The sequence below is a fragment of the Streptomyces sp. NPDC034103 genome (genome assembly GCF_055575395.1).
The window spans coordinates 148,421-168,023 of sequence record NZ_JBVISS010000016.1; the positions used below are offsets into that span (position 1 = coordinate 148,421).

Annotated in this window: 16 protein-coding genes; 6 read left to right on the forward strand and 10 right to left on the reverse strand. The window is 69.5% G+C overall.

The features are described from left to right. Positions 1-279 precede the first annotated feature (279 nt). The 5 genes from ACZ56U_RS32400 to ACZ56U_RS32420 all read left to right on the forward strand — a co-directional run bounded on the left by ACZ56U_RS32400 (position 280) and on the right by ACZ56U_RS32420 (position 7,280). The gene (locus ACZ56U_RS32400; RefSeq protein WP_469087479.1) at positions 280-1,521 is read left to right on the forward strand and encodes a ricin-type beta-trefoil lectin domain protein; all 1,242 of its coding nucleotides are present in this window, start codon (positions 280-282) and stop codon (positions 1,519-1,521) included. A 1,507-nt stretch (positions 1,522-3,028) separates the two neighbouring features. After that, a complete protein-coding gene (locus ACZ56U_RS32405) occupies positions 3,029-3,784 on the forward strand; it encodes a (5-formylfuran-3-yl)methyl phosphate synthase (RefSeq protein ID WP_469087480.1) in 756 nt (251 codons plus the stop codon). A gap of 8 nt (positions 3,785-3,792) precedes the next feature. Further along, complete coding sequence (locus ACZ56U_RS32410; protein ID WP_469087481.1) at positions 3,793-5,196, forward strand: aldehyde dehydrogenase family protein; 1,404 nt, start codon at positions 3,793-3,795, stop codon at positions 5,194-5,196. Positions 5,197-5,198: 2 nt separating this feature from the next. Beyond that, positions 5,199-6,305, forward strand: a complete 1,107-nt coding sequence (locus tag ACZ56U_RS32415; protein WP_469087526.1) for an NAD(P)-dependent alcohol dehydrogenase — start codon at positions 5,199-5,201, stop codon at positions 6,303-6,305. A gap of 69 nt (positions 6,306-6,374) precedes the next feature. After that, entirely contained in the window at positions 6,375-7,280 is a 906-nt protein-coding gene (locus ACZ56U_RS32420) for a class I SAM-dependent methyltransferase (protein WP_469087482.1), read from the forward strand. Positions 7,281-7,428: 148 nt separating this feature from the next. On the opposite strand, the gene ACZ56U_RS32425 is transcribed toward ACZ56U_RS32420, so the two are convergent. Next, positions 7,429-7,962, reverse strand: a complete 534-nt coding sequence (locus tag ACZ56U_RS32425) for an EF-hand domain-containing protein (protein WP_469087527.1) — start codon at positions 7,960-7,962, stop codon at positions 7,429-7,431. A gap of 1,126 nt (positions 7,963-9,088) precedes the next feature. Beyond that, positions 9,089-9,244: a hypothetical protein gene (locus ACZ56U_RS32430; protein ID WP_010059700.1), complete on the reverse strand. Its 156-nt coding sequence runs from the start codon at positions 9,242-9,244 to the stop codon at positions 9,089-9,091. An 803-nt stretch (positions 9,245-10,047) separates the two neighbouring features. Between ACZ56U_RS32430 and ACZ56U_RS32435 the strand changes: the two genes are divergently transcribed. After that, on the forward strand, positions 10,048-10,740 hold the full coding sequence (locus ACZ56U_RS32435) for a hypothetical protein (RefSeq protein WP_469087483.1): 693 nt from the start codon (positions 10,048-10,050) through the stop codon (positions 10,738-10,740). A 386-nt stretch (positions 10,741-11,126) separates the two neighbouring features. On the opposite strand, the gene ACZ56U_RS32440 is transcribed toward ACZ56U_RS32435, so the two are convergent. The 8 genes from ACZ56U_RS32440 to ACZ56U_RS32475 form a co-directional block, all read right to left on the reverse strand. Further along, the gene (locus tag ACZ56U_RS32440) at positions 11,127-11,477 is read right to left on the reverse strand and encodes a hypothetical protein (RefSeq protein ID WP_469087484.1); all 351 of its coding nucleotides are present in this window, start codon (positions 11,475-11,477) and stop codon (positions 11,127-11,129) included. A gap of 449 nt (positions 11,478-11,926) precedes the next feature. Further along, positions 11,927-12,199 carry a hypothetical protein gene (locus ACZ56U_RS32445; RefSeq protein WP_469087485.1) on the reverse strand — a complete coding sequence of 91 codons (273 nt, stop codon included), beginning with the start codon at positions 12,197-12,199 and terminating at the stop codon, positions 11,927-11,929. Next, a complete protein-coding gene (locus ACZ56U_RS32450; RefSeq protein WP_469087486.1) occupies positions 12,199-12,426 on the reverse strand; it encodes a hypothetical protein in 228 nt (75 codons plus the stop codon). Before ACZ56U_RS32450 ends, ACZ56U_RS32445 begins: the two co-directional genes overlap by 1 nt. A 395-nt stretch (positions 12,427-12,821) precedes the next feature. Next, positions 12,822-14,255 carry a non-reducing end alpha-L-arabinofuranosidase family hydrolase gene (locus ACZ56U_RS32455; RefSeq protein ID WP_469087487.1) on the reverse strand — a complete coding sequence of 478 codons (1,434 nt, stop codon included), beginning with the start codon at positions 14,253-14,255 and terminating at the stop codon, positions 12,822-12,824. A gap of 642 nt (positions 14,256-14,897) precedes the next feature. Further along, complete coding sequence (locus ACZ56U_RS32460) at positions 14,898-15,149, reverse strand: transposase family protein (protein WP_469087488.1); 252 nt, start codon at positions 15,147-15,149, stop codon at positions 14,898-14,900. Between the two features lie 177 nt (positions 15,150-15,326). Further along, positions 15,327-17,768, reverse strand: coding sequence for a non-reducing end alpha-L-arabinofuranosidase family hydrolase (locus ACZ56U_RS32465; protein WP_469087489.1), 2,442 nt, complete (start codon positions 17,766-17,768; stop codon positions 15,327-15,329). A gap of 135 nt (positions 17,769-17,903) precedes the next feature. Then, positions 17,904-18,689 carry a hypothetical protein gene (locus ACZ56U_RS32470; protein ID WP_469087490.1) on the reverse strand — a complete coding sequence of 262 codons (786 nt, stop codon included), beginning with the start codon at positions 18,687-18,689 and terminating at the stop codon, positions 17,904-17,906. Further along, a complete protein-coding gene (locus tag ACZ56U_RS32475) occupies positions 18,686-19,216 on the reverse strand; it encodes a SigE family RNA polymerase sigma factor (RefSeq protein WP_469087491.1) in 531 nt (176 codons plus the stop codon). Before ACZ56U_RS32475 ends, ACZ56U_RS32470 begins: the two co-directional genes overlap by 4 nt. Positions 19,217-19,603: the final 387 nt, after the last annotated feature.

Sequence of the window (19,603 nt, forward strand, 5' to 3'; positions counted from 1 at the left end):
CGCTCTTCGCGACTGGGGCGTGCGCACCGGACGTGCCGGTTGCCGCGGGGGCACCGCAATCGATGTCGTTGCCTACAACAGCGCGCGGCACGGGTCGGTTGATTGCCAGGGACCGTCGGATGCCCGCCCGACGATTCCTGACTCGAGTACCAGGGCCCCACGAATGGTCCGTACCAAGGTATTGACGGGGCCTTATTTCACTCCTTGAATCAAGGGTGTCCCCTTACCCCCACCTCGCTCGGCGCCCCCGACACTGGGCGCCGTACGGAAGGGAGAGCCGTGTCCCGTTCTCGTCCGCTCCGCGGATGGCTGTTCGCCGCACTATCCGCGACGCTCGTCGCCACGCTCGCCACCGGTCCCGCACAGGCGCACGCCGCCTCGCCGACCGCGGTCAACGCCGTGACGTTCTCCGACACCTTCGACGGTCCGGCCGGCGCGGCCGTCAACTCCTCGAAGTGGCAGATCGAGACCGGGGACAACGTCAACAACCACGAGCGGCAGTACTACACCTCAGGCAACAAGAACGCGGCACTGGACGGCCAGGGCCACCTGGTCATCACCGCTCGCCGCGAGAACCCGGCCAACTACCAGTGCTGGTACGGCACCTGCCAGTACACCTCCGCCCGGCTGAACACGGCCGGAAAGTTCACCGCCCAGTACGGACACGTCGAGGCGCGGATGAAGATTCCGCGTGGCCAGGGCATGTGGCCGGCCTTCTGGATGCTGGGCAACGACCTCGGCCAAGTCGGCTGGCCCGCCTCCGGCGAGATCGACATCATGGAGAACGTCGGCTTCGAGCCCTCCACCGTGCACGGCACGATCCACGGCCCGGGCTACTCCGGCTCAGGAGGCATCGGCGCCGGCTACACCCTGCCCGGCGGCCAGGTGTTCGCGGACGGATTCCACACCTTCGCCGTGGACTGGGCGCCGGACTCGATCACTTGGTCCGTGGACGGCACCGTCTACCAGCGGCGCACGCCCGCCGACCTGGGCGGTCGGCAGTGGGTGTTCAACAAGCCGTTCTTCCTGATCCTCAACCTGGCGGTAGGCGGCTACTGGCCCGGAGATCCGGACGGTTCCACCGCCCTTCCGCAGTCGCTGGTGGTGGACCACGTTTCAGTGACGACCAGCGACGCCGCACCAAGCTCCGCGATCCGGGGCATCGGCGGCAAGTGTGTGGACGTGGCCGGCGCCAACTCCGCCAACGGCACGCCCGTGCAGCTCTACGACTGCAACGGCACGGCCGCCCAGCGATGGGCGGTGGGATCCGACGGCACGATCCGCGCGCTCGGCAAGTGCCTGGACGTCAACGCCGGCGCCACAGCGGACGGCACCACCGTCCAGCTGTGGGACTGCAACGCAACAGACGCCCAGCGATGGGTCGTCACCGCCGCGCACGACATCGTCAATCCACAGGCCAACAAGTGCCTCGACGCCACCGGCAACAGCTCCGCCAACGGCACCCGGCTACAGATCTGGACCTGCACCGGCGCCTCCAACCAGAAGTGGACCGTCGGCTGACCTCAACCCACGCCAGGAATCGCCCGCCGCGCCACGGCAGCGTGCGGCGTCGCGGGCGTCTCCTTCCGCCGACAGTCCCCCTGCAAGCCGATGGGGCTCCTTGACCTGGCAGGAGGCGTGACGCAGGTCGCGCTCAGGCACATCGCGCATTACCCACGCATTACGCCTGTGCATTTTCGCGACACTCGGCATCACCACAGCACACACCCGCTCTGACCTGCGAAAAGCGCGATCCCGTGAGACGGGAGGGTTCACCGGAACTTCACGGCTGATCCCGCCCGGCGGACACCACCAGGGCCATGCAGTTGCTGCGCGGCAGCCAGTCACACGCGCCTTACCAACGCCGAAAACCACCGGTAGACGACTCCACCGTCAACGAGCGCGCGTCTACGTACCGCTCCCCCACCCGGCGACCAAAGACGCCGCGCCCCGCACCACGTCACCGACTCTCCGCTCCCGGCCGTGCCGGGGGCTTCTTGCTGCCTGGAGGACCAACGCGCCGACCTACGAGACCCTGCCCCGCTTCACCAACGATCTGGACCGCCTCCCCTCAGAGCAGCGCCATCGTTTCCACCAGACCGTGGCGGCCTTCGACGAGGACCTGCGCATCGGGCGCTTCCGCGCTGGCCTCCGCGTCAAGCGTGTCCAGCGAGCACCGGGCATCTACGAGCTGACCTGGTCCATGGGCACCGACCCCGCGGGCCGCGCAACGTGGGAGTACGGGGCGCTGATAGTTCCCGGCGAGCAGCACATCGTCAGGCTGCGCAATTCGGCTGGTCATTACGCATCGCACGAAGCCAGCCGGCCCCCCGCGGTGGCGCAGACTGCGCACCCCCCTGTCGTGCACGCCTCGGGTGCGCAGGCACGCAAGGGCCTGCACATGGCTGCGCAGCAGCCCGCGGCTTGCAGTGCGCGGGGCCGGCCGGCTGCGCCGCGTGCACAGCTGGATGTGGCAGCGGCTGTCCGGGCTGGATGGTGACGTGCCATCTGGGCCGCGCTGCGCCTGGGAGAAAATACTGGTCACTGGCAGGGTCGGATTTCCGCCTGCTGGCTGTGAGCCGGCGATTTCCAGCCCGTCTCTGCCCTCGCCCGACCACTTGCCTGCCCCAGCCGTGAACGCCACGGACGTCTGGACAGGGTGTTCGCCAATGCCGGGGTCGGAGTGTTCGCGCAGTGGCGAGGTCACTGAGCGAGACTTCGATCAACTTCGGAGCCCATTTATGGCGAACATCAACTACCCGTGAGCTGAAGCACAAGAGCCGCCACAAGGGCAGACCGGTTGTCACCAATGCCCGAGTTATTGCCCGCCTGGGCGAAATGCTGCCTGCGGGCCGGTTTGAACCGGTAATCGACGGCGCATTGTGCGTGGACATGAGCACCCTATGGGTACTCTGTGCGCCCTCCCGATTCCCCAGGGTGATGGAAATGATGAGCGCACCGCACATGTGCCAGGCGATCCGCAGTCCCCTGCCTTCTGCCGGGCGGACTGGCGGCGAAGGAGGTCAGGGTGTTACTTCTCATCTCCCCGGACGGTGTTGAGGAAGCTCTCGATTGCGCGAAGGCTGCGGAGCATCTCGACATCGTCGACGTCAAGAAGCCTGATGAGGGCTCTCTCGGCGCGAACTTCCCCTGGGTCATCAGGGAGATCCGCGAAGCGGTCCCGGCGGACAAGCCGGTGTCCGCGACCGTGGGGGATGTCCCGTACAAGCCCGGCACGGTGGCCCAGGCCGCGCTCGGCGCGGTCGTCTCGGGGGCCACGTACATCAAGGTCGGCCTGTACGGGTGCACGACGCCCGATCAGGGCATCGAGGTCATGCGTGCGGTCGTCCGTGCGGTGAAGGACCACCGCCCCGAAGCACTCGTCGTCGCCTCCGGATACGCCGACGCTCACCGCATCGGCTGCGTCAACCCGCTCGCCCTGCCCGACATCGCCGCCCGATCCGGGGCCGACGCGGCCATGCTCGACACCGCCGTCAAGGACGGGTCGCGGCTGTTCGACCACGTTCCGCCGGACGTCTGTGCCGAGTTCGTCCGGCTGGCCCACGCGTCCGGTCTGCTCGCCGCCCTCGCGGGCAGTGTCAAACAGACCGACCTCGGTCCGCTGACCCGCATAGGCACGGACATCGTGGGCGTGCGCGGAGCGGTCTGCGAGGGTGGCGACCGCAACGCCGGAAGGATTCAGCCGCATCTGGTGGCCGCCTTCCGGGCGGAGATGGACCGGCAGGCCAGGGAGTACGCGGCCGGCGTCCCCGCGGTGAACTGACCACCGGCATGCCGACATCCGAGTCCGAACGCGTTCCCGGACGTCAACCCGCGCGTTTCGCCGTCGTCGACCCGGCCACCGGGGAGAGCTTCGACGAGGCCCCCGACCAGCAGCCGGACGAGTTGGACGCCGTGGTCGACCGGGCCCACCGGGCCTGGCACGGCTGGCGGGCCGACCCCGTCGTACGCACCACTGCGTTGCGCGTGGCAGCCAACGCCGTGGAGGCGGCGGGCGATGACCTCGCTCGGTTGCTCACCCGGGAACAGGGCAAGCCCCTGGCCGAGTCGCACGCGGAGGTCGCCCGTACGGCGTCTCGCCTGCGCTACTTCGCCGACCTGGCCCCCACAACCCGGCGGATCACCGACGGCCGGCCCGTACACAGCGAGATCCGCTGGCGATCCCTCGGACCTGTCGCCGCGATCGTGCCGTGGAACTTTCCCCTCCAGCTCGCGGCGGCGAAGTTCGCACCCGCACTCGCGGCGGGCAACACCGTGGTCCTCAAACCATCCCCGTTCACCCCCCTCGCCACCCGGCTGCTCGGCACGGTCCTCGCCACCGCCCTGCCCGAGGACGTCCTGACCGTCGTCACCGGCCGCGAACCACTCGGCGCCCGCCTCGCCTCCCACCCGGGCATCCGCCACGTCACCTTCACCGGCTCGGTACCCACCGGGCGGGCCGTCGCCGAAGCGGCGGCGGCCTCGCTCGCCCGGGTCACACTGGAACTGGGCGGCAACGACGCCGCCGTCCTGCTGGACGACGTCGAGGTGGACCGGATCGCGGACCGGCTGTTCTGGGCCGCGTTCCGCAACTGCGGGCAGGTCTGCATGGCGGTCAAACGCGTCTACGCCCCGGCCCACCTCCACGCCGAAGTCGTCGAAGCCCTCGCCCAGCGCGCGAAGACCATCGCCGTCGGCTCCGGCCTGAACCCTGAAACCCGGCTGGGCCCGGTCAACAACGCCCCCCAGCTGGCCCGGGTCGAGCAGGTCACGAAGCAAGCCCTGGCGGACGGCGCCCGGGCGGCGGCCGGCGGCCACCGGCTGGACGGGCCCGGTTACTTCTTCGCTCCCACGATCCTTACCGACGTCCCGCCCGGCAGCCCGGTGGTGACCGAGGAACAGTTCGGACCGGTCCTGCCGGTGCTGCCGTACCGCAGCCTCGACGAAGCCGTCGACGCGGCCAACGGCACCGGCTTCGGCCTGGGCGGCTCCGTATGGGGCACCGATCTCGACCGGGCCGGGGCGGTGGCCGACCGGCTCGAATGCGGTACCGCCTGGATCAACCACCACGCCGAACTGTCCCTCGCCCAGCCCTTCGCAGGCGTCAAGAACAGCGGTGTCGGCGTCGCCGGCGGGCCGTGGGGGCTCTACGGCAACCTCCGGCCGTTCGTCGTCCACCGCCCGCAGGAAGCATGACGATGAGGTTCCAGGCGGCCGTACTGCGTTCGCATGAGGACCCCTTCGCGGTCGAGGAGGTGACCCTGCGCACGGAACCCGCAGACGGTGAGATCCTGGTCGAGATCGCGGGCTGCGGGATGTGCAGGACCGATCTCGCGGTCCGGCGATCGGCCGGCCGCAGCCCGCTGCCGGCGGTGCTCGGCCACGAGGGGGCCGGGGTCGTGGTGCGGACGGGCGGCGGCCCGGACACCGCGATCGGCGTCGGTGACCACGTCGTGCTGAGCTTCGACTCCTGCGGACACTGCCGCAACTGCCGCGGCGCGGCCCCCGCCTACTGCGACTCCTTCGCCTCCCTCAACCTCTTCGGAGGACGCGAGGAGGACACGCCGCGGCTCACCGACGCGACCGGGGGCGCGCTGGCCCCCCGCTGGTTCGGCCAGTCCTCGTTCGCCGAGTACGCGCTCGTCCCGGCCCGCAACGCCGTCCGGGTCGACCCCGCACTGCCCGTCGAACTGCTCGGACCGCTCGGCTGCGGCTTCCTCACCGGCGCCGGAGCCGTGCTGAACACCTTCAGCGCCGGCCCCGGCGACACCCTCGCGGTCTTCGGCGCGGGAGCGGTGGGCCTGGCCGCGGTGATGGCGGCCACCGCCGCTGGCGCGCTGACCGTGGCCGTCGACCGGCATCCCGGGCGGCTGGCCCTGGCGGAACGGTTCGGCGCGATCCCGCTGCCCGCCGAAACGGCCGGACTGCCCGAGCAGATCCGGCGGCTGACCGACGGCGGCGCGCAATACGCGCTGGACACCACGGCCTCCGCCCCTCTCATCAACGACGCGCTCCGGGCACTGCGCCCGACCGGCAGCCTCGGCCTGGTGGCACGGCTCCACACCGCGCTGCCGCTCGACCCGGGCACGCTGGACCGAGGCCGCAGCATCCGCCACATCTGCGAAGGGGACGCCGTACCCGGACTGCTGATACCCCGGCTGACCGGGCTGTGGCAGGCCGGACGCTTCCCCTTCGACCAACTGATCCGCACCTACCCACTGGCCGACATCAACGAGGCCGAACGCGACTGCGACGCGGGCCGCGTGGTCAAACCCGTACTCCTTCCGGCGGGAAGAAGCCGATGAGCGAGGCACGCCGCACCGCATCCGACAAGCAGGCACCTCGCGCCCCCCACTCCCACCAACGGAGGAAACATGGCCGGCACGGCACCCCAGCACACGGACGCGGAAGGCGTGGACGCAGGCGTGGGGCTGACCGCACTCCTGGTCGCCGCGGCACGGGCGATCGAGACCCACCGCCACGACAGCCTGGCCCAGGACACCTACGCGGAACATTTCGTGCGCGCGGCCCCGGCGTCCGCGGACTGGCCGGTGCGCATCCAGCAGACCCCGGACGGCGACGGCAACCCGCTGTGGGGGCGGTTCGCCCGCTACTTCGGCCTGCGGACCAGGGTCCTCGACGACTTCCTCCTCCGGACGGTCCGTACGAGCGCCCGCCAAGTCGTCCTGCTGGGCGCGGGGTTGGATACCCGCGCCTTCCGCCTGGACTTGCCGTCCGACTGCGTGGTCTTCGAGATCGACAGAGCGGGCGTGCTGGAGTTCAAGCACCAGGTGCTCAAGGACCTGTCGGCCACCCCCAAGGTGAAGCGCGTCCCCGTACCGGTCGACCTGCGCGCCGACTGGGTCACCGCGCTGACCACCGCAGGCCTCGACCCGGCCGCACCGAGCGTCTGGCTGGCCGAGGGACTCCTCTTCTACCTGCCAGGCCCCGCCGAGACGTACCTCATCGACACGGTGGACCGGCTGACCACCGCAGGCAGCGCACTGGCCTTCGAAGCCAAGGTGGAGAAGGACCTGCTGGAATACCGCGACAGCCCGATCTACACGGCGACGCGGGAACAGATCGGCATCGACCTGCTTCACCTCTTCGACAAGGGACCACGACCCGACTCGGCGGGTGACCTGACGGCCAAGGGCTGGTCCGCCTCGGTACACACCCCCTTCGACTTCACCCGCCGGCACGGACGTGGCCCCCTGCCCGAGCCGAACGACGCACTGGAGGGGAACCGGTGGGTGTTCGCGCACAAGCCCTCGCCCTGACGCCCGCACCGCTCACGACGTCCGCCCGCAGGCCAGGGGCGGGGCCCGCCGCAAGGCCCCGCTCGGTGGGACGTGTCCCGATGGAAGCGGCAGTTGGGTCACGTCGTAGCGGTGCCGCGAACGGCCGGAAAGCCGCTGACGGGCCGTGTCAGACAGCCCCGGCAGCCACCAACTGGTCGCCCGGGATCCCGGCCATGTCCGGCGCGTAGTAGTCCTTGATGCCGGCGGCCCACGTAGCCACGGTGATGCGGTCCTCAGCGTCCGGACCGAAGGCGTCGAAGAGGGCGTGGATGTTCGCCTCCTCGAAGCCGATCGCCGTCATCAGCGATACGAAGAGGGGGCGCTCGATCAGGCCGTCCCCCTCGGGGTCGCCGAGTGCGGAGAGCGCCTCGGCGAACTCGGCGATCGTGGGACCGAAACGCTCGGGGTCAAGCACGAACGGACGGAACTCGTCCACGGTGATCACACCGTCGCCATTGGCGTCCAGTTCAGTGGCCAGCGTCGTCCAGTAGCGGCGGAACGCGGCCCGCATGGCGGCCTTGGCGCCGTCGTCCGAAGCGTCCGCCGCCTCCAGAACACGGCCCGTCATCAGATCGAAGTCGTCGGAGTCGATGACTCCGTTGCCGTTGGCGTCGAAGAGGGAGAAGACCAGCTCGACCCGCTTGGCGGCCTCGTCTCGCATTTCCATCACCTGTCTTCTGTGACCCGACGATTCCGGGCCCGGGCCAATGAGGACCTCTGCTCGACCGTGTCGGGACACACGAAAACCTTCTCCCAACTGCACTGATGCAACCCCGCACGTGCAGCGGCCATGACCCATGGAACCGCCATGACGAGCCACAGGTTCTCGATCTCCGCATTTGACGCCAAAAGGACTGCTGAATGAGCGTATGTGACAAGTCAGATGCCTCGCCTGTCACAACCAGGCTGCTTCGACCGATCCCATTCCCCAGCTCGGGACAGCACCATTCGACGGCGCCTCCCACTGCGACTCCACGGGCATCACCGTCCGCGGACGCGGCTCGCGCCCTCCTCGAAAGCATGGAAACCCTGGTAGGGCAGCGGGCCGCTCACCTGCAGACGGTCGTGGCCGAGCCGCGCTCCGCCACGACGAACCTGCGCCGGTCTCAGCAGGAGTTGGAGCAGCGAAAGCGGGGGGCTACGCGAGAAGGCGGCGATCGTCGGGCTGCTGCAGGAGGTAGGCAGCGTCCTGGCCGCCGAACTCGACCTCGACCCGCTGGTCCAGCACGCGGTCGACGCCGCCACCCGCCTGGCCGGAGCGGGGCGTTCGGCGCCTTCTTCTACAACGTCCTGTGCGAGATCGGGGAGTCGTACCTGCTTTACGTGATCTTGGTGTCGACCGGTCGGCCTTCGACACATTCCGCATGCCGCGCAACACCGAGGTGTTCGATCCGCTACGGCACCCTTGCACGCCTGGACCGGCGTCGGCTATCTCACCGCAACCGCCTCCTGGGATGCTTTCCCGGGGCACACTCCCGACGACGTGCAGAGCGGCATCGGCGTCTTGCAGACCAAAGCGGCGGCATCCGCCTCACCCCGCAGCCAGGCGCTGCCCTCGACGACCGGAGGGCAGGGCAGGGCCCGGCTCAGGGCAAACCCATCGCCAACGAGACAGGGCGGGGCCGGTGCACGGCCCCGCCCACGCGGTCCCTCTCTCTGGCCGGGCTCTCACCTCGTCCCGGCCTCGAGTAGTCCAGATGCTCCTCACGGCGTGGACTTTCCGACGCGGAGGGAGTCAAGTCATAGACACGTCACTCGTCGCAGAGAACTGGTGAGGCGCCCTGACTTTAAAAGAAGTGCTTGCGTCCACCGACCGCGCGACCGGTCGCACCCAGGATCCACAGGATGGCGCCAACCAGAATGAGGATGCCACCGATCGTCGTCAGCAGCCCCATGCCTACAAGCAGGCCAATGATCAGCAGAATAAGCCCAAGAATGATCATTCCATACCCCATCGTCAATTCCGGCTCAGGCGCGTGTGCGTATGAGCTTCACAAGGACCTGAGTTCGTCCCTTGGTGGGTAGATCCCGACCAACTCCGAATGCCAGGACCTCGGTGCGATAGCCCTTGTGCCCGGCGACGCGGCGTTCACGCCCTCCCTCGAAAATTCGTTCAGTACGCCACCTCCTCGACCGTCCTCCGCTCCGGAAGGTCCTTCCACCCCGGACCGGTTTGGACGTTGGTGACGGAGACACCGGGCAGCGGCGCCTACGGGCAGGTCCTCAGGTCCCGGCAGCGGAGCGCGGGTACGGGTCGGCGACCTGGTCCAACGTGCCTCGCAACAGCCGTCACCGCTGCGACCGAGCCTCCCACCACGCCGACGCCCCTCGATCTCGCAGTCGCTAGTCACTTGTCATCGTGCTCTTGCCGTTCGGTGAACCGGCCGGCCCCGTAGTCGAGTCGCTGCGCGGTTTCGATGAGCGGTGCCAGGGGGTCTTGTGCCGTGCGCCGCCGGTCGTACCAGGGGCTGCAGCCCTGCCGGCCTTGCCATGTGCGGAGGCGGGAAAGCCATCGCTTGATGGCGGGGGTCGCAGGCTCTGCCTCGGCCGGAACCTGGTCGCGCCGATGCCCCGGCGGGTCGCGCCACGAAAGCGCCACGGTGCGCCACCCCTTCCGCCACACAGAAATGTCGACCAACATGAACCCGCCGAATCCGACTAGACCGTCGGAATCTCGCACATTTTTGCGACCCGCCCTCGACCCAGGGCGGGCTGTACGCCATCCCCTCGCGAAGGAGAGCGCGCCATGAGAACCGACGCCAGGCAGGGAGCGGAATGGCTCGCCGCCGCCGCAACCGACCCGCGAGAGTGCAAACGGCAGTGGCACGGCGAGGTAGGCACCGCGGTCCTGGCCTGCGGCCGGTTCTGGGACGTGCTGAGCGTGCCCGAGGAACTCGGCCTGCTCACCTTGGACGTCCTGCTGCGTACCCCTCGGCAGGAACCCGGCCCCACGCTGGCCGACTTCAGCGCCCACCGGGTGGGTTTCTTCCTGCCTCCCGACCCGGCCAGCCTCTGGGTCGGCTCCGGGCTCCGCTACGCCGGCCAGGGCGCCTGGATCGCCGCGCCGGCGCCCCAGCGGGCCACCGGGTCTCTGCGCTGGCTGGTTCCGCCGGACGGCAGCGGCATCCTGTACGCTCCCGCCGCCGTGGAACTGGCCCTGCTGCAGGCGACCGAGACACTTAACGCCCTGATCGACTCCGCCTCACGGCCGCCCGCGGTCCGGGGCCGCAGCAGCCGTCGCGCATCGCGTCGGCTGGGCAGCCCGGCCCCCGCGGACGGCCGGGATGACCCGCCCATATCCAGGAGTGACGCTCAGCCGGCCGGTTCGGCGCCGGGCGGCATTACGGCCACACGGTCCCACCGCCCCACGCCTGACCCGGAGTTCACGCTCGCCTGCCGCCCGCTCACGGGCGGAGCGGTGAGGGCCGCCCACCGCTGATCCGGCCGGCCCGGCACGGTCCGCCCCCTGGCCTGCCATTCGACGGCCAGGGCGGCGTAGATCGGCGGGTGCATCCCGTGCGGACCAGCGAGGCCGGCGTATACCCAGGGGCGCTCCGCACGGCCCAGGAGACGCCCCGTCGTGGTAGAGGTGCTGTCCATGCCGCTGCAACGCGACGGGGTACGCCAGTGGTACGCCCGCGCACGCCGAGGGTACCGAATCGAGTGAGCGGGCCTCCCTCGATCGGGGCCATGTGCTCGTCGGATGAGAAGCGCAGCGGCCACTCGCCCTGGCGTATCCCGCACCCTCATCCAGCTACCTAGCCGCCCCGGGCCACACCGACGGCGAAGCGGCATGCGACGCACTCGTCGGCGCATTCTGGGACCTCATGCTGATGACGACACAGGGGCAAATGCGGTGGGATGGGCCACCCAGCGCAGGACGGCGGCGGTCACCGCGTCGCCGAGGGAACTGATGGCGTCCAGGGCGTGCTGGTCGCCGGGAAACGGCGCGATGCCGCGGATGGTGAGTGCGGCACACAGGTCCAGTCGGCGCTGGTCGACGGGGCCGAGGGGGATGTTCAGGCGCTGAGCCGGGTCGGGGGGCGGCAGCAGGTAGTCGCCGCCCTCACGGACGCTGGTCCGGCCCGCATCGGGGTCCAGCGCAGCGGGGGCGTACGGGTCGCAGATCGGCCAGACGTCCTGCGCCGGGACGAGTGTGTCGCTGTATGCGTTCACCGCGGATCTCCCTTGCTTGGCGTGTTTGTCTGCCCGTTGAAGTCGCTGGGCGGGCGGGCCCGGTTGCACCGCTCCTCAGCAATCCCCCGAATGCCGCAAAAGTAGGGAAACCCGCATCGCACATCTGGCCTCGCCCGCGCGGACACGGCACCTCCGTCACCGCAGGCCGCGCCGCGATGACCGGCCTGACCACCCCACGGTCACCAGGACCGGCGTCGCAGGGCAAACGGTCGACACCGCGAGCCGTCGAAGGTACACACCGCACTGGTTGGACCCGTTCACGCCTCCGGCCGGCCGACAGCCCTCGGACGCCAGAGGTGGCCTCTACCGGGCCACGGAGTGGTCCCGCGCCGAAGACGCCGTGTGCAGCGTGGCCTCGCGCCAGATCTCCTCCCCGACAAGGAATTCGTCACGTCTGGCGCGCAGCAGGCCAGGCGCGCCAACCCTGGTCAGATCTCGATGTAGGCCACGACGACCACGGTGCGCAGCGCGGTCACGAAGTACAGGACCCGGACGGCTTCGACGTCGTCGGTGTATTGGCGCAAGGCTGGTGCGTCGGTGGTCGCGGGGAGTGGGTCGCCGATGTCGGGGTCGACGCTGATGACGACCAGGGCGCGGTCGAGCGCGTGCAGCTCGGTCTCGGAGGTGATGGCCTCCAGCTGCTTGGCGGCCGCGTCGGAGAAAGTGATTCTGGCGCGGCGGCCGCGGTGATGAGGGGGCATCAGGCGACGGCCGGAGGCTGGCCGGCGAGCCGGGCCAGATGCTGCTCGCGCAAGTCTTCCCACGGGGTGCACTGTTCGGGGTCGGGCAGGCCGTTGGTGGCGATGTCCTCGAGGACGGCGGCGAACTGGTCGGCCCGGGCGCGGGCTTGCGCCGCGACCGCGCGCACGGCGTCGGCGGTCTCGGCATCCAACGGCTGCCGGGTGGCGGGGGCCGGCTGGTCGCTCATCGAGGACCTCCATCGGGACGACGCGTACCAACACGGTAGCGCCGGACGGATGGCCCCGGGCTTGTTCGGGCGGCCATGGGCTCGAGATCGCATCCCGGTTGCGGACTATCGGCTGAATCCGAGTCGGTCGCGACCACAGAACGGCGGCTCCGACATGGGAAGTGCGAAGTGCTGCGTGCGGAGGTAGCGGAGCCTTTCGCCCCCCTCAGAGCGGAAGGCGAACCCCCCACCGACATCAGCCACCTTGCTGCTGCTTGTCCGTCACGGTCGGCACCACCACATCAGATAGGGAAACTGAGGTTGTTCTCTGCTGGCACAGCCTTGCGTCAGGGCTGCTTGTGACTCCCCAGCCGACGTGCGGCTGGGGAGTCACTGGGTTGTGCGTGTCGGGCGGGTCAGCGCTGCAGGGTGAGGACACCTGGCCGGTACGGCCACTTCAAGTAGTCGGTGCCGCTCGCGGTGGCGCCCCTGCCTTGGTAGAGGAACTGCAGGTTGCAGGGGTCGATGGTCTTGGTCTGGTCGGGGTTGTTGCGGACCAGGTCACCGTGGCTGATGTCGTTGGTCCAGGTGGCACCACTGTTGGCCTTGCCCGCGAAGGGGCTGCTCTCGCTGCCGGCCTGGACGGTCCACGGACCGTTCAGGCTGGAGGCGGTGTACGAGCGGAAGTAGCGGCCGTTCGCGCCCCGCGCCTCGACGATCATGAGGTACTGGTTCTGGCCCTGGACCTTGTAGACCTCCGGCGCCTCGAACACTCTGTCCACGGTGTCGCTCAGGACCGTCGTGTACGACGAGCCGAAGTTGCCGGGGAAGTTCCCGATCGGCATGCTCGCCTTGTAGATCTTGCCGTTGTCACCGGCGAAGAACAGGTACATGTTCTGGTCGTCGGCGATCAGCGTCTGGTCGATCGGGCCGGTGCCGGAGTTATCGGTGCTGGGCAGGGTGCCGGTGAACAGCGGCTGCGGCGCGGACCAGCTGTTGGGGTTGGTGGGGTCGGTCGACGTGCGGTAGTTGAAGGGCCAGCCGCCGGCCCACTGGGAGGCCATCACCCAGATGTTCTTGGGCGCGAAGTAGAACAGCGTGGGCGCCACCGCGCCCTGGCTCATACCGGTTTGGGGGGCCGTCGCCATGTCCGACCAGTTCGTGAAGGCACCGAAGCCCATCGAGCGCCAGTTGCTGCCGTCGGAGTACGTCCCGTAGACCAGGTGCTTGCCGTTGTACGTCACGGTGGTGAAGTCCTTCAGCGCGGACCACCCGTTAGCCGGCTGCGCCAGCGCGGCGGTCGAGGACCACCGGTACGTCGACGGCAGAGAACACGTGGTGCCCGACGCGGACAGGCCGGACCACTTCTGGTTGCTGCCGCCGTTGCACGTCGCGATCTCCACCGCAGTGCCGTTGGCGGTACCGGCACCCACGACGCTCAGGCACAGCCCTGACTCCACGCCGACGACCGTGCCGTCGGCGTTCACCCGCCACTGCTGGTTCGTAGCGCCGTTGCAGTCCCAGATCACCGGCCGGGTTCCGGACGTGGTGGCGTGGCCAGGGACGTCCAGACACTTGTTGCCGTACACACTCAGCTGGTTGCTGTCCGTCAGCGTCCACTGCTGGTTGTTCCCGCCCCAGCAGTCCCAGATCTGGGTGCTGGTGCCATTGGTCTGACTGGCGCCCGGCACGTCGAGACACCGGTTGGAGCCGACGCCGCGCAGGGCGCCACTGCTGGCCGCCTGGGCGGTCGGACTGGCGACCAGCAGCGCCGCCATCGAGACCAGGGTCGCGGTCGCGGCGGCGAGCACCGCGGACGGACGTCTGCGGCTGAAGCTGAGTCTGTGCATGGGGACCTCGTTTTTCTGAGTGCGCGGCTCTGCCGGCCCCTCGGAGGCTGTGCGAATGGTGGTGCGGCACAACTTCGCTCATGTTCGCGATTTCGAACATAGATCGAAGTATCGATCAAGTGGATCATAAAGATCCGGCCACCGGCGTCAATACTTCTCACGAAATTCACAAGCCGGAAAAGTCACGAGCCGAAGAACGCCAGGTACTGCAACGGAGCTTGTGCTGAGTGCTGGGCGGTTTTCAGGGGCTGTAGCCGCGTCGTTCGTAGTGGCTGATGCGGGCCTGGAGCGGGCGTCGCCGGCGCCGGTGGGACCAGTGCAGGATGTGGTCGACCGGGGGGCGGCGGTCGGTGAGGCGGGTGATCAGCCGTCGGATCTCGGCGAGGCTGAGGTGGATGAGCCGGGAGGATCCGTATGGGCAAGGCCGCGGCCTGACGTCGTCGTGGGGTCACGTGTGCGGCGGCTCGCCACGATCTCGACGAATGGCCGACCGCGAACGGCGTAGTGGGTGGTCGGGGCGATCTGCAGTTCCCGCGCAGGTCGCCGCCCGCTATCAGGTCGTGGTGCCGGGTCGCTCTCCGGCGGCGCGCTGCGTCGGATGATCGCGGGTGGGTGCCTCATGGAGTTGCGTTCTTGCGGGGGCTACGAACAGGCGGTCATGCGGCCCAGGACCGTCAGGGTGGCCGCGGTCGGCTCCGTGGCCCATTGGCCGATCGCGGTGAAGCCCTTGGCGCCGGCCAGGACCACGCACATTGCCACGGCGATCACCGCGGCCAGCGGATACCTGCGCCCGCGGGGCTGACGCGGATCAGGGACGCTCGACAGGCCCAGGAACAGCTGATCGTGACGCGAGACAGGCTCGACGGCGAACCCGCCGAGACGGGAAGTTGGCACAAGCGGGAGGCCCCAGGCGGATCACGAAACCCCCGACCCCTTCGCTCCGCTCGGCCGTTTGACACGCCGCCGGTACCGACCGGGCACCTCACCTGGTCGCCGCCTTGTGCGGCACGACGAAAGGTGCCCCCATCTCTTCGATGAGGGCGCCTTTCGTCGTCTTCGGCGGGCTGAGGGTCAGCGCTTCAGGGTGAGGATGCCGGGGCGGTACGGCAGGTTGTCGTAGGAGGTGTTCGGCGGGATGTTGGGGGACTTGCCCTGGTAGAGGAACTGCAGGTTGCAGGGGTCGATGGTCATGGTCTGGTCGGGGTTGGTGCGGATCAGGTCGCCGTGGCTGATGTCGTTCGTCCAGGTGGCGCCGCTGTTGGCCTTGCCGGCGAAGGGGTTGGACTCGGTGGCGGCCTGCGGGGTCCACGGACCGTTCAGGCTGGTGGCGGTGAAGGAGCGGAAGTAGCGCCGCTCGTTCGCCCCGCGAGCCTCGACGATCATCAGGTACTGGTTCTGGCCCTGGACCTTGTAGACCTGCGGTGCCTCGAAGAGGTTCTTGACCGGGTCGCTCATGACGGTCGTGTAGGACGAGCCGAAGCTGCCGGGGAAGTTCCCGATCGGCATGGTCGACTTGTAGATCTTGCCGTTGTCACCGGCGAAGAAAAGGTGGATGTTCTTGTCGTCGGCGATCAGGGTCTGGTCGATCGGGCCGGTGGGAGAGTCTGTGCGGGGGATGCTGCCGGTGAACAGCGGCTGCGGCGCGGACCAGCCGCCCGGGTCGGTGGGGTCGCTGGAGGTGCGGTAGCTGAAGGGCGACGGACCCCACTGGTAGGCCAGCACCCAGATCTTCTTGGGCGCGAAGTAGAACAGCGTGGGCGCCACCGCCTTCTGGCTCATGCCGGTCTGGCGGGCCGACGCCATGTCCGACCAGTTCGTGAAGGGGCTGAACGCCATCGAGCCGTAGGACGATCCCGAGTAGTTCGACCCGTAGACCAGGTGCTTGCCGTTGTAGGTCGCGGTGGTGAAGTCCTTCAGGGAGGCCCACCCGTTCGCCGGCTGAGCCAGCGCGCCCGTCGAGGTCCACCGGTAGGTCGACGGAAGTGCACACGTGTCGCTCTTCGGCACCGCGGTCGGCTGGAAGGTCCAGCGTTGGTTGGCGCCGCCGCCGTTGGTGTCCCAGATCTGCACGGGAGTGCCGTTGGCGGTCCGCCCGCCGGGGATCTCCAGCGCCCGGCCGCTGGCGACGTTGGTCAGCGTGTAGGAGCCGTCGCTGTTGCGATGGGCTTTCCAGCGCTGGTGGGCGCCGCCGTTGGCGTCCCAGACCGTCGTCCTCGTCCCGTTGGCCGTTCGGTTGGCCGGCTCGTCCAGCACCCGGCCGCTGGCGATGTTGGTCAGCGTGTAGGAGCCGTCGCTGTTGCGGGCCGCCCGCCACTGCTGGTTGGAGGCACCGCTGGCGTCCCATACCTGGAGCGGGGTGCCGTTGTCGTTCTGTCCCGCGGGCTCGTCGAGAACGCGTCCGGCGGCCGCGTTGGAGAGCGTGTAGACGGTGCCGGAGGTGATGCCCCCGGCCTGCGTGCCACCGCCGCCGGTGCTGCCCAGGGCGCTGCGCACCGAGTCGTAGGCGGGCTTCTTGTTGCCGCCCGCGTCGAACAGCAAGGCGTTCTCACCGGTGCGCCAGGAGTCGCTGTCGCGGATGCCCCACACCGTGATGCCTGTGCAGCGAGCGACGTTCATGCACGCCTGGACGGCCTTGGTGTAGGCGGTGGCGGACGCCTGGGCGATGTCGAGCTCGGTGATCTGGACGTCCACGCCGAGCGCGGCGAAGTTGGACAGGGTGGTCTGGAAGCTGGCCGGCGGGCCACTGGTTCCGAAGTGGCTCTGGAGGCCGACGCAGTCGATGGGCACACCGCGGGACTTGAAGTCCTTGACCATCTTGTAGACGCCCTGGGTCTTGGCGTCGGACCAGTTCTCGATGTTGTAGTCGTTGTAGCAGAGCTTGGCGGAGGGGTCGGCGGTCCGGGCGGTGCGGAAGGCCTCCTCGATGAAGCCGTCGCCCAGCACGTCCTGGAACACGGAGCTGCGGTGCCGGCCGCTGCCGCCGTCGGCGAACGCCTCGTTGACCACGTCCCAGGCGTAGATCTTGCCCTTGTAGTGGGCCATCACGTTGGTGATGTGGTTCTTCATCACGGTGCGCAGGGTGCCCGCGTCGGTGATGGACTTGACCCAGCCGGGCAGTTGGGAGTGCCACACCAGGGTGTGGCCGCGCAGGCGCTGGCCGTGCGCGGAGGCGTGGTCGACGATCCGGTCGGCCGGCCCGAAGGTGAACGACCCGCGGGAGGGTTCGGTGGCGTCCCACTTCATCTCGTTCTCCGGGGTGACCATCTTGAATTCCCGGTCGAGAAGGGCGGAGTACGTGGAGTCGCCGAGCTTGCCCGCGGCCACTGCCGTGCCGAAGTAACGGCCACTGCCGGCCGCCGCGTCGGCGGCCGTGGCCGGTGCGGCGGCCTCCGGCGTGCGTGCGGCCAGGGCGACCAGTGGTACGGCGGCACCCGCGGCGGCGAGAACCGCCGCGGCGGCGATCACGCGGCGGGCTGCCGGACGGCGGCGATGAGAGCGGTTCTGATCTGACAACGGTATGTCCTTCTGGCACAGCGGGCCTTGAACCAGACCCGGATGCCTGTCAGTTGCCGCCCCGCACACAAAGGTTGCCGCGATCGCAGGCAGCACTTTGGCGGCCGCCGCCGTCGCCCTGCCGCACAGCGGCTTTCACCGGGTCGGGACGAACCCTCCCCGGACCGACGCGGAGCCGCCCGAGCCCTGTGCGTCGACGCGGTAGCCGTCGCCCGCGGCACTGCGCACGCCGGGGCCGTTGTTGAACTGCGCGGCGAACTCATGGCTCCCTGCCGGCACGGTCAGGCCCGGTTTGAGGACCCAGCGGTAGACCAGCGCGCCGCCGGCCTCCTGCACGGTGACGGTGAAGTCACCGTTCGGCAGGGTCTGCCAGGTGCCGGTGTTCTTCGCCCCACCGGTCTGCACGATCCGGATCTCGACCGTGAGCGAGGTGAGCGGCTGGGTCGTCTTGAGAGCGAGGTTGGTCTGCGTCCAGTAGACGGTGCTCGTGGCATCCAGCGAGCCGGCCGACCACAGCGGACCGTCCTGGTTCTCGCCGCCGGTCGGCGAGGGACTGGTGGCCGGCGGAGTCGGGCGCGAGCTGCCCGGGTTGGTGGCCGGGGGCGGCGCGACAGGGGTGGGGCGGGCCGATGTCGGGTGCGGGGAGCTGACGGTCGGGGACGGGGTGGCAGGTGTGGTCACGGTGGGCGACGGCGACGGGGTCGCGACGATGGCGGCGACGGCGAGACCGCCGGTCGTCAGGATGCCGGTGGCGGCGAGCCCGGCGAGGGCGACTCGGGTCCCAGACCTCGCGAACGGTCGCGCGCGGTGCCGGACCGCGGGGCCGGCCATGCCGCGTTCCACCCGGGCCAGCATCCGCGCGCGGTCGGGCCGGTGCGCCTCGGCGGCCTCGCGCAGCCGACGGTCGATGTCCTCGTTCACCGGTTCCTCCTTCCTGGCACCAGGTTCCCGGCCGCGTGTGCGCCCAGTAGCTTTTCCAGCTCGGCCATTCCCTTCGAGGTCTGGCTCTTCACCGTTCCGACCGATATGCCCAGTGCTGCCGCCGTGTCCTTCTCCGACAGGTCCAGGGCGTGCCGCAGCACCACGCAGGCACGCTTGCGGAACGGCAGCCGGGCGAGCGCCGCCCGGACGTCCAGCACGGCCGCCGTGTCAGGCCCCTCCACCGTCTCGGGAATTCGGGACCAGAACAGCGTGATCCGGCGTCGCTCCCGCACCGTGCTGCGGATCCGCCCCCGCGCCAGGTTGGTCACCACACCACGGGCGTAGGCGAGCGGGTGATCGGCCTGGCGCAACCGGTCCCAGCGCTGCCACAGGGCGACCAGGGCATCCGCCGCGAGGTCGTCCGCGGCGTCGGTCTCGCCGGTCAGCAGGTGTGCCAGACGGGCGAGTTCGGCATAGTGGCGTTCGAAGAATTCGTGGAACTCCGCGGACGCGTCATCGAGGACCATCCCCCGGTCGCCCTCTCCTTGCCATGATGTGCGCGTTAGTTGCGCATTAAACAACAACGAGGGCGCAGCCTAACAGTCCCCGGCCCGGGATTCGAACGGCGGTCGCCGCTCGGTTGCCGGGCGGTGAAAACTGACCGGCGGACCGGTCAGCGCCGGCCGAACCGGACGCCGGTCGGCTGCGCGACGCCCCGCTGCACGACGGCGCCACAACCGGTCCGCGCCTGCGCCACGGTTGCGGCGCGGCGCGCTTCGATGCCCTCATGCCCGTCCATCCAGTAGTGCGACTCGGCCTTCCGGTTCCCAGTTGCCGCAGAGGACGAGAAGGTTGCCGCCGCGTACTCCTCCAACGGCCCCGGCGGACACGGACGTCGCTCGGTCATCCTCGCC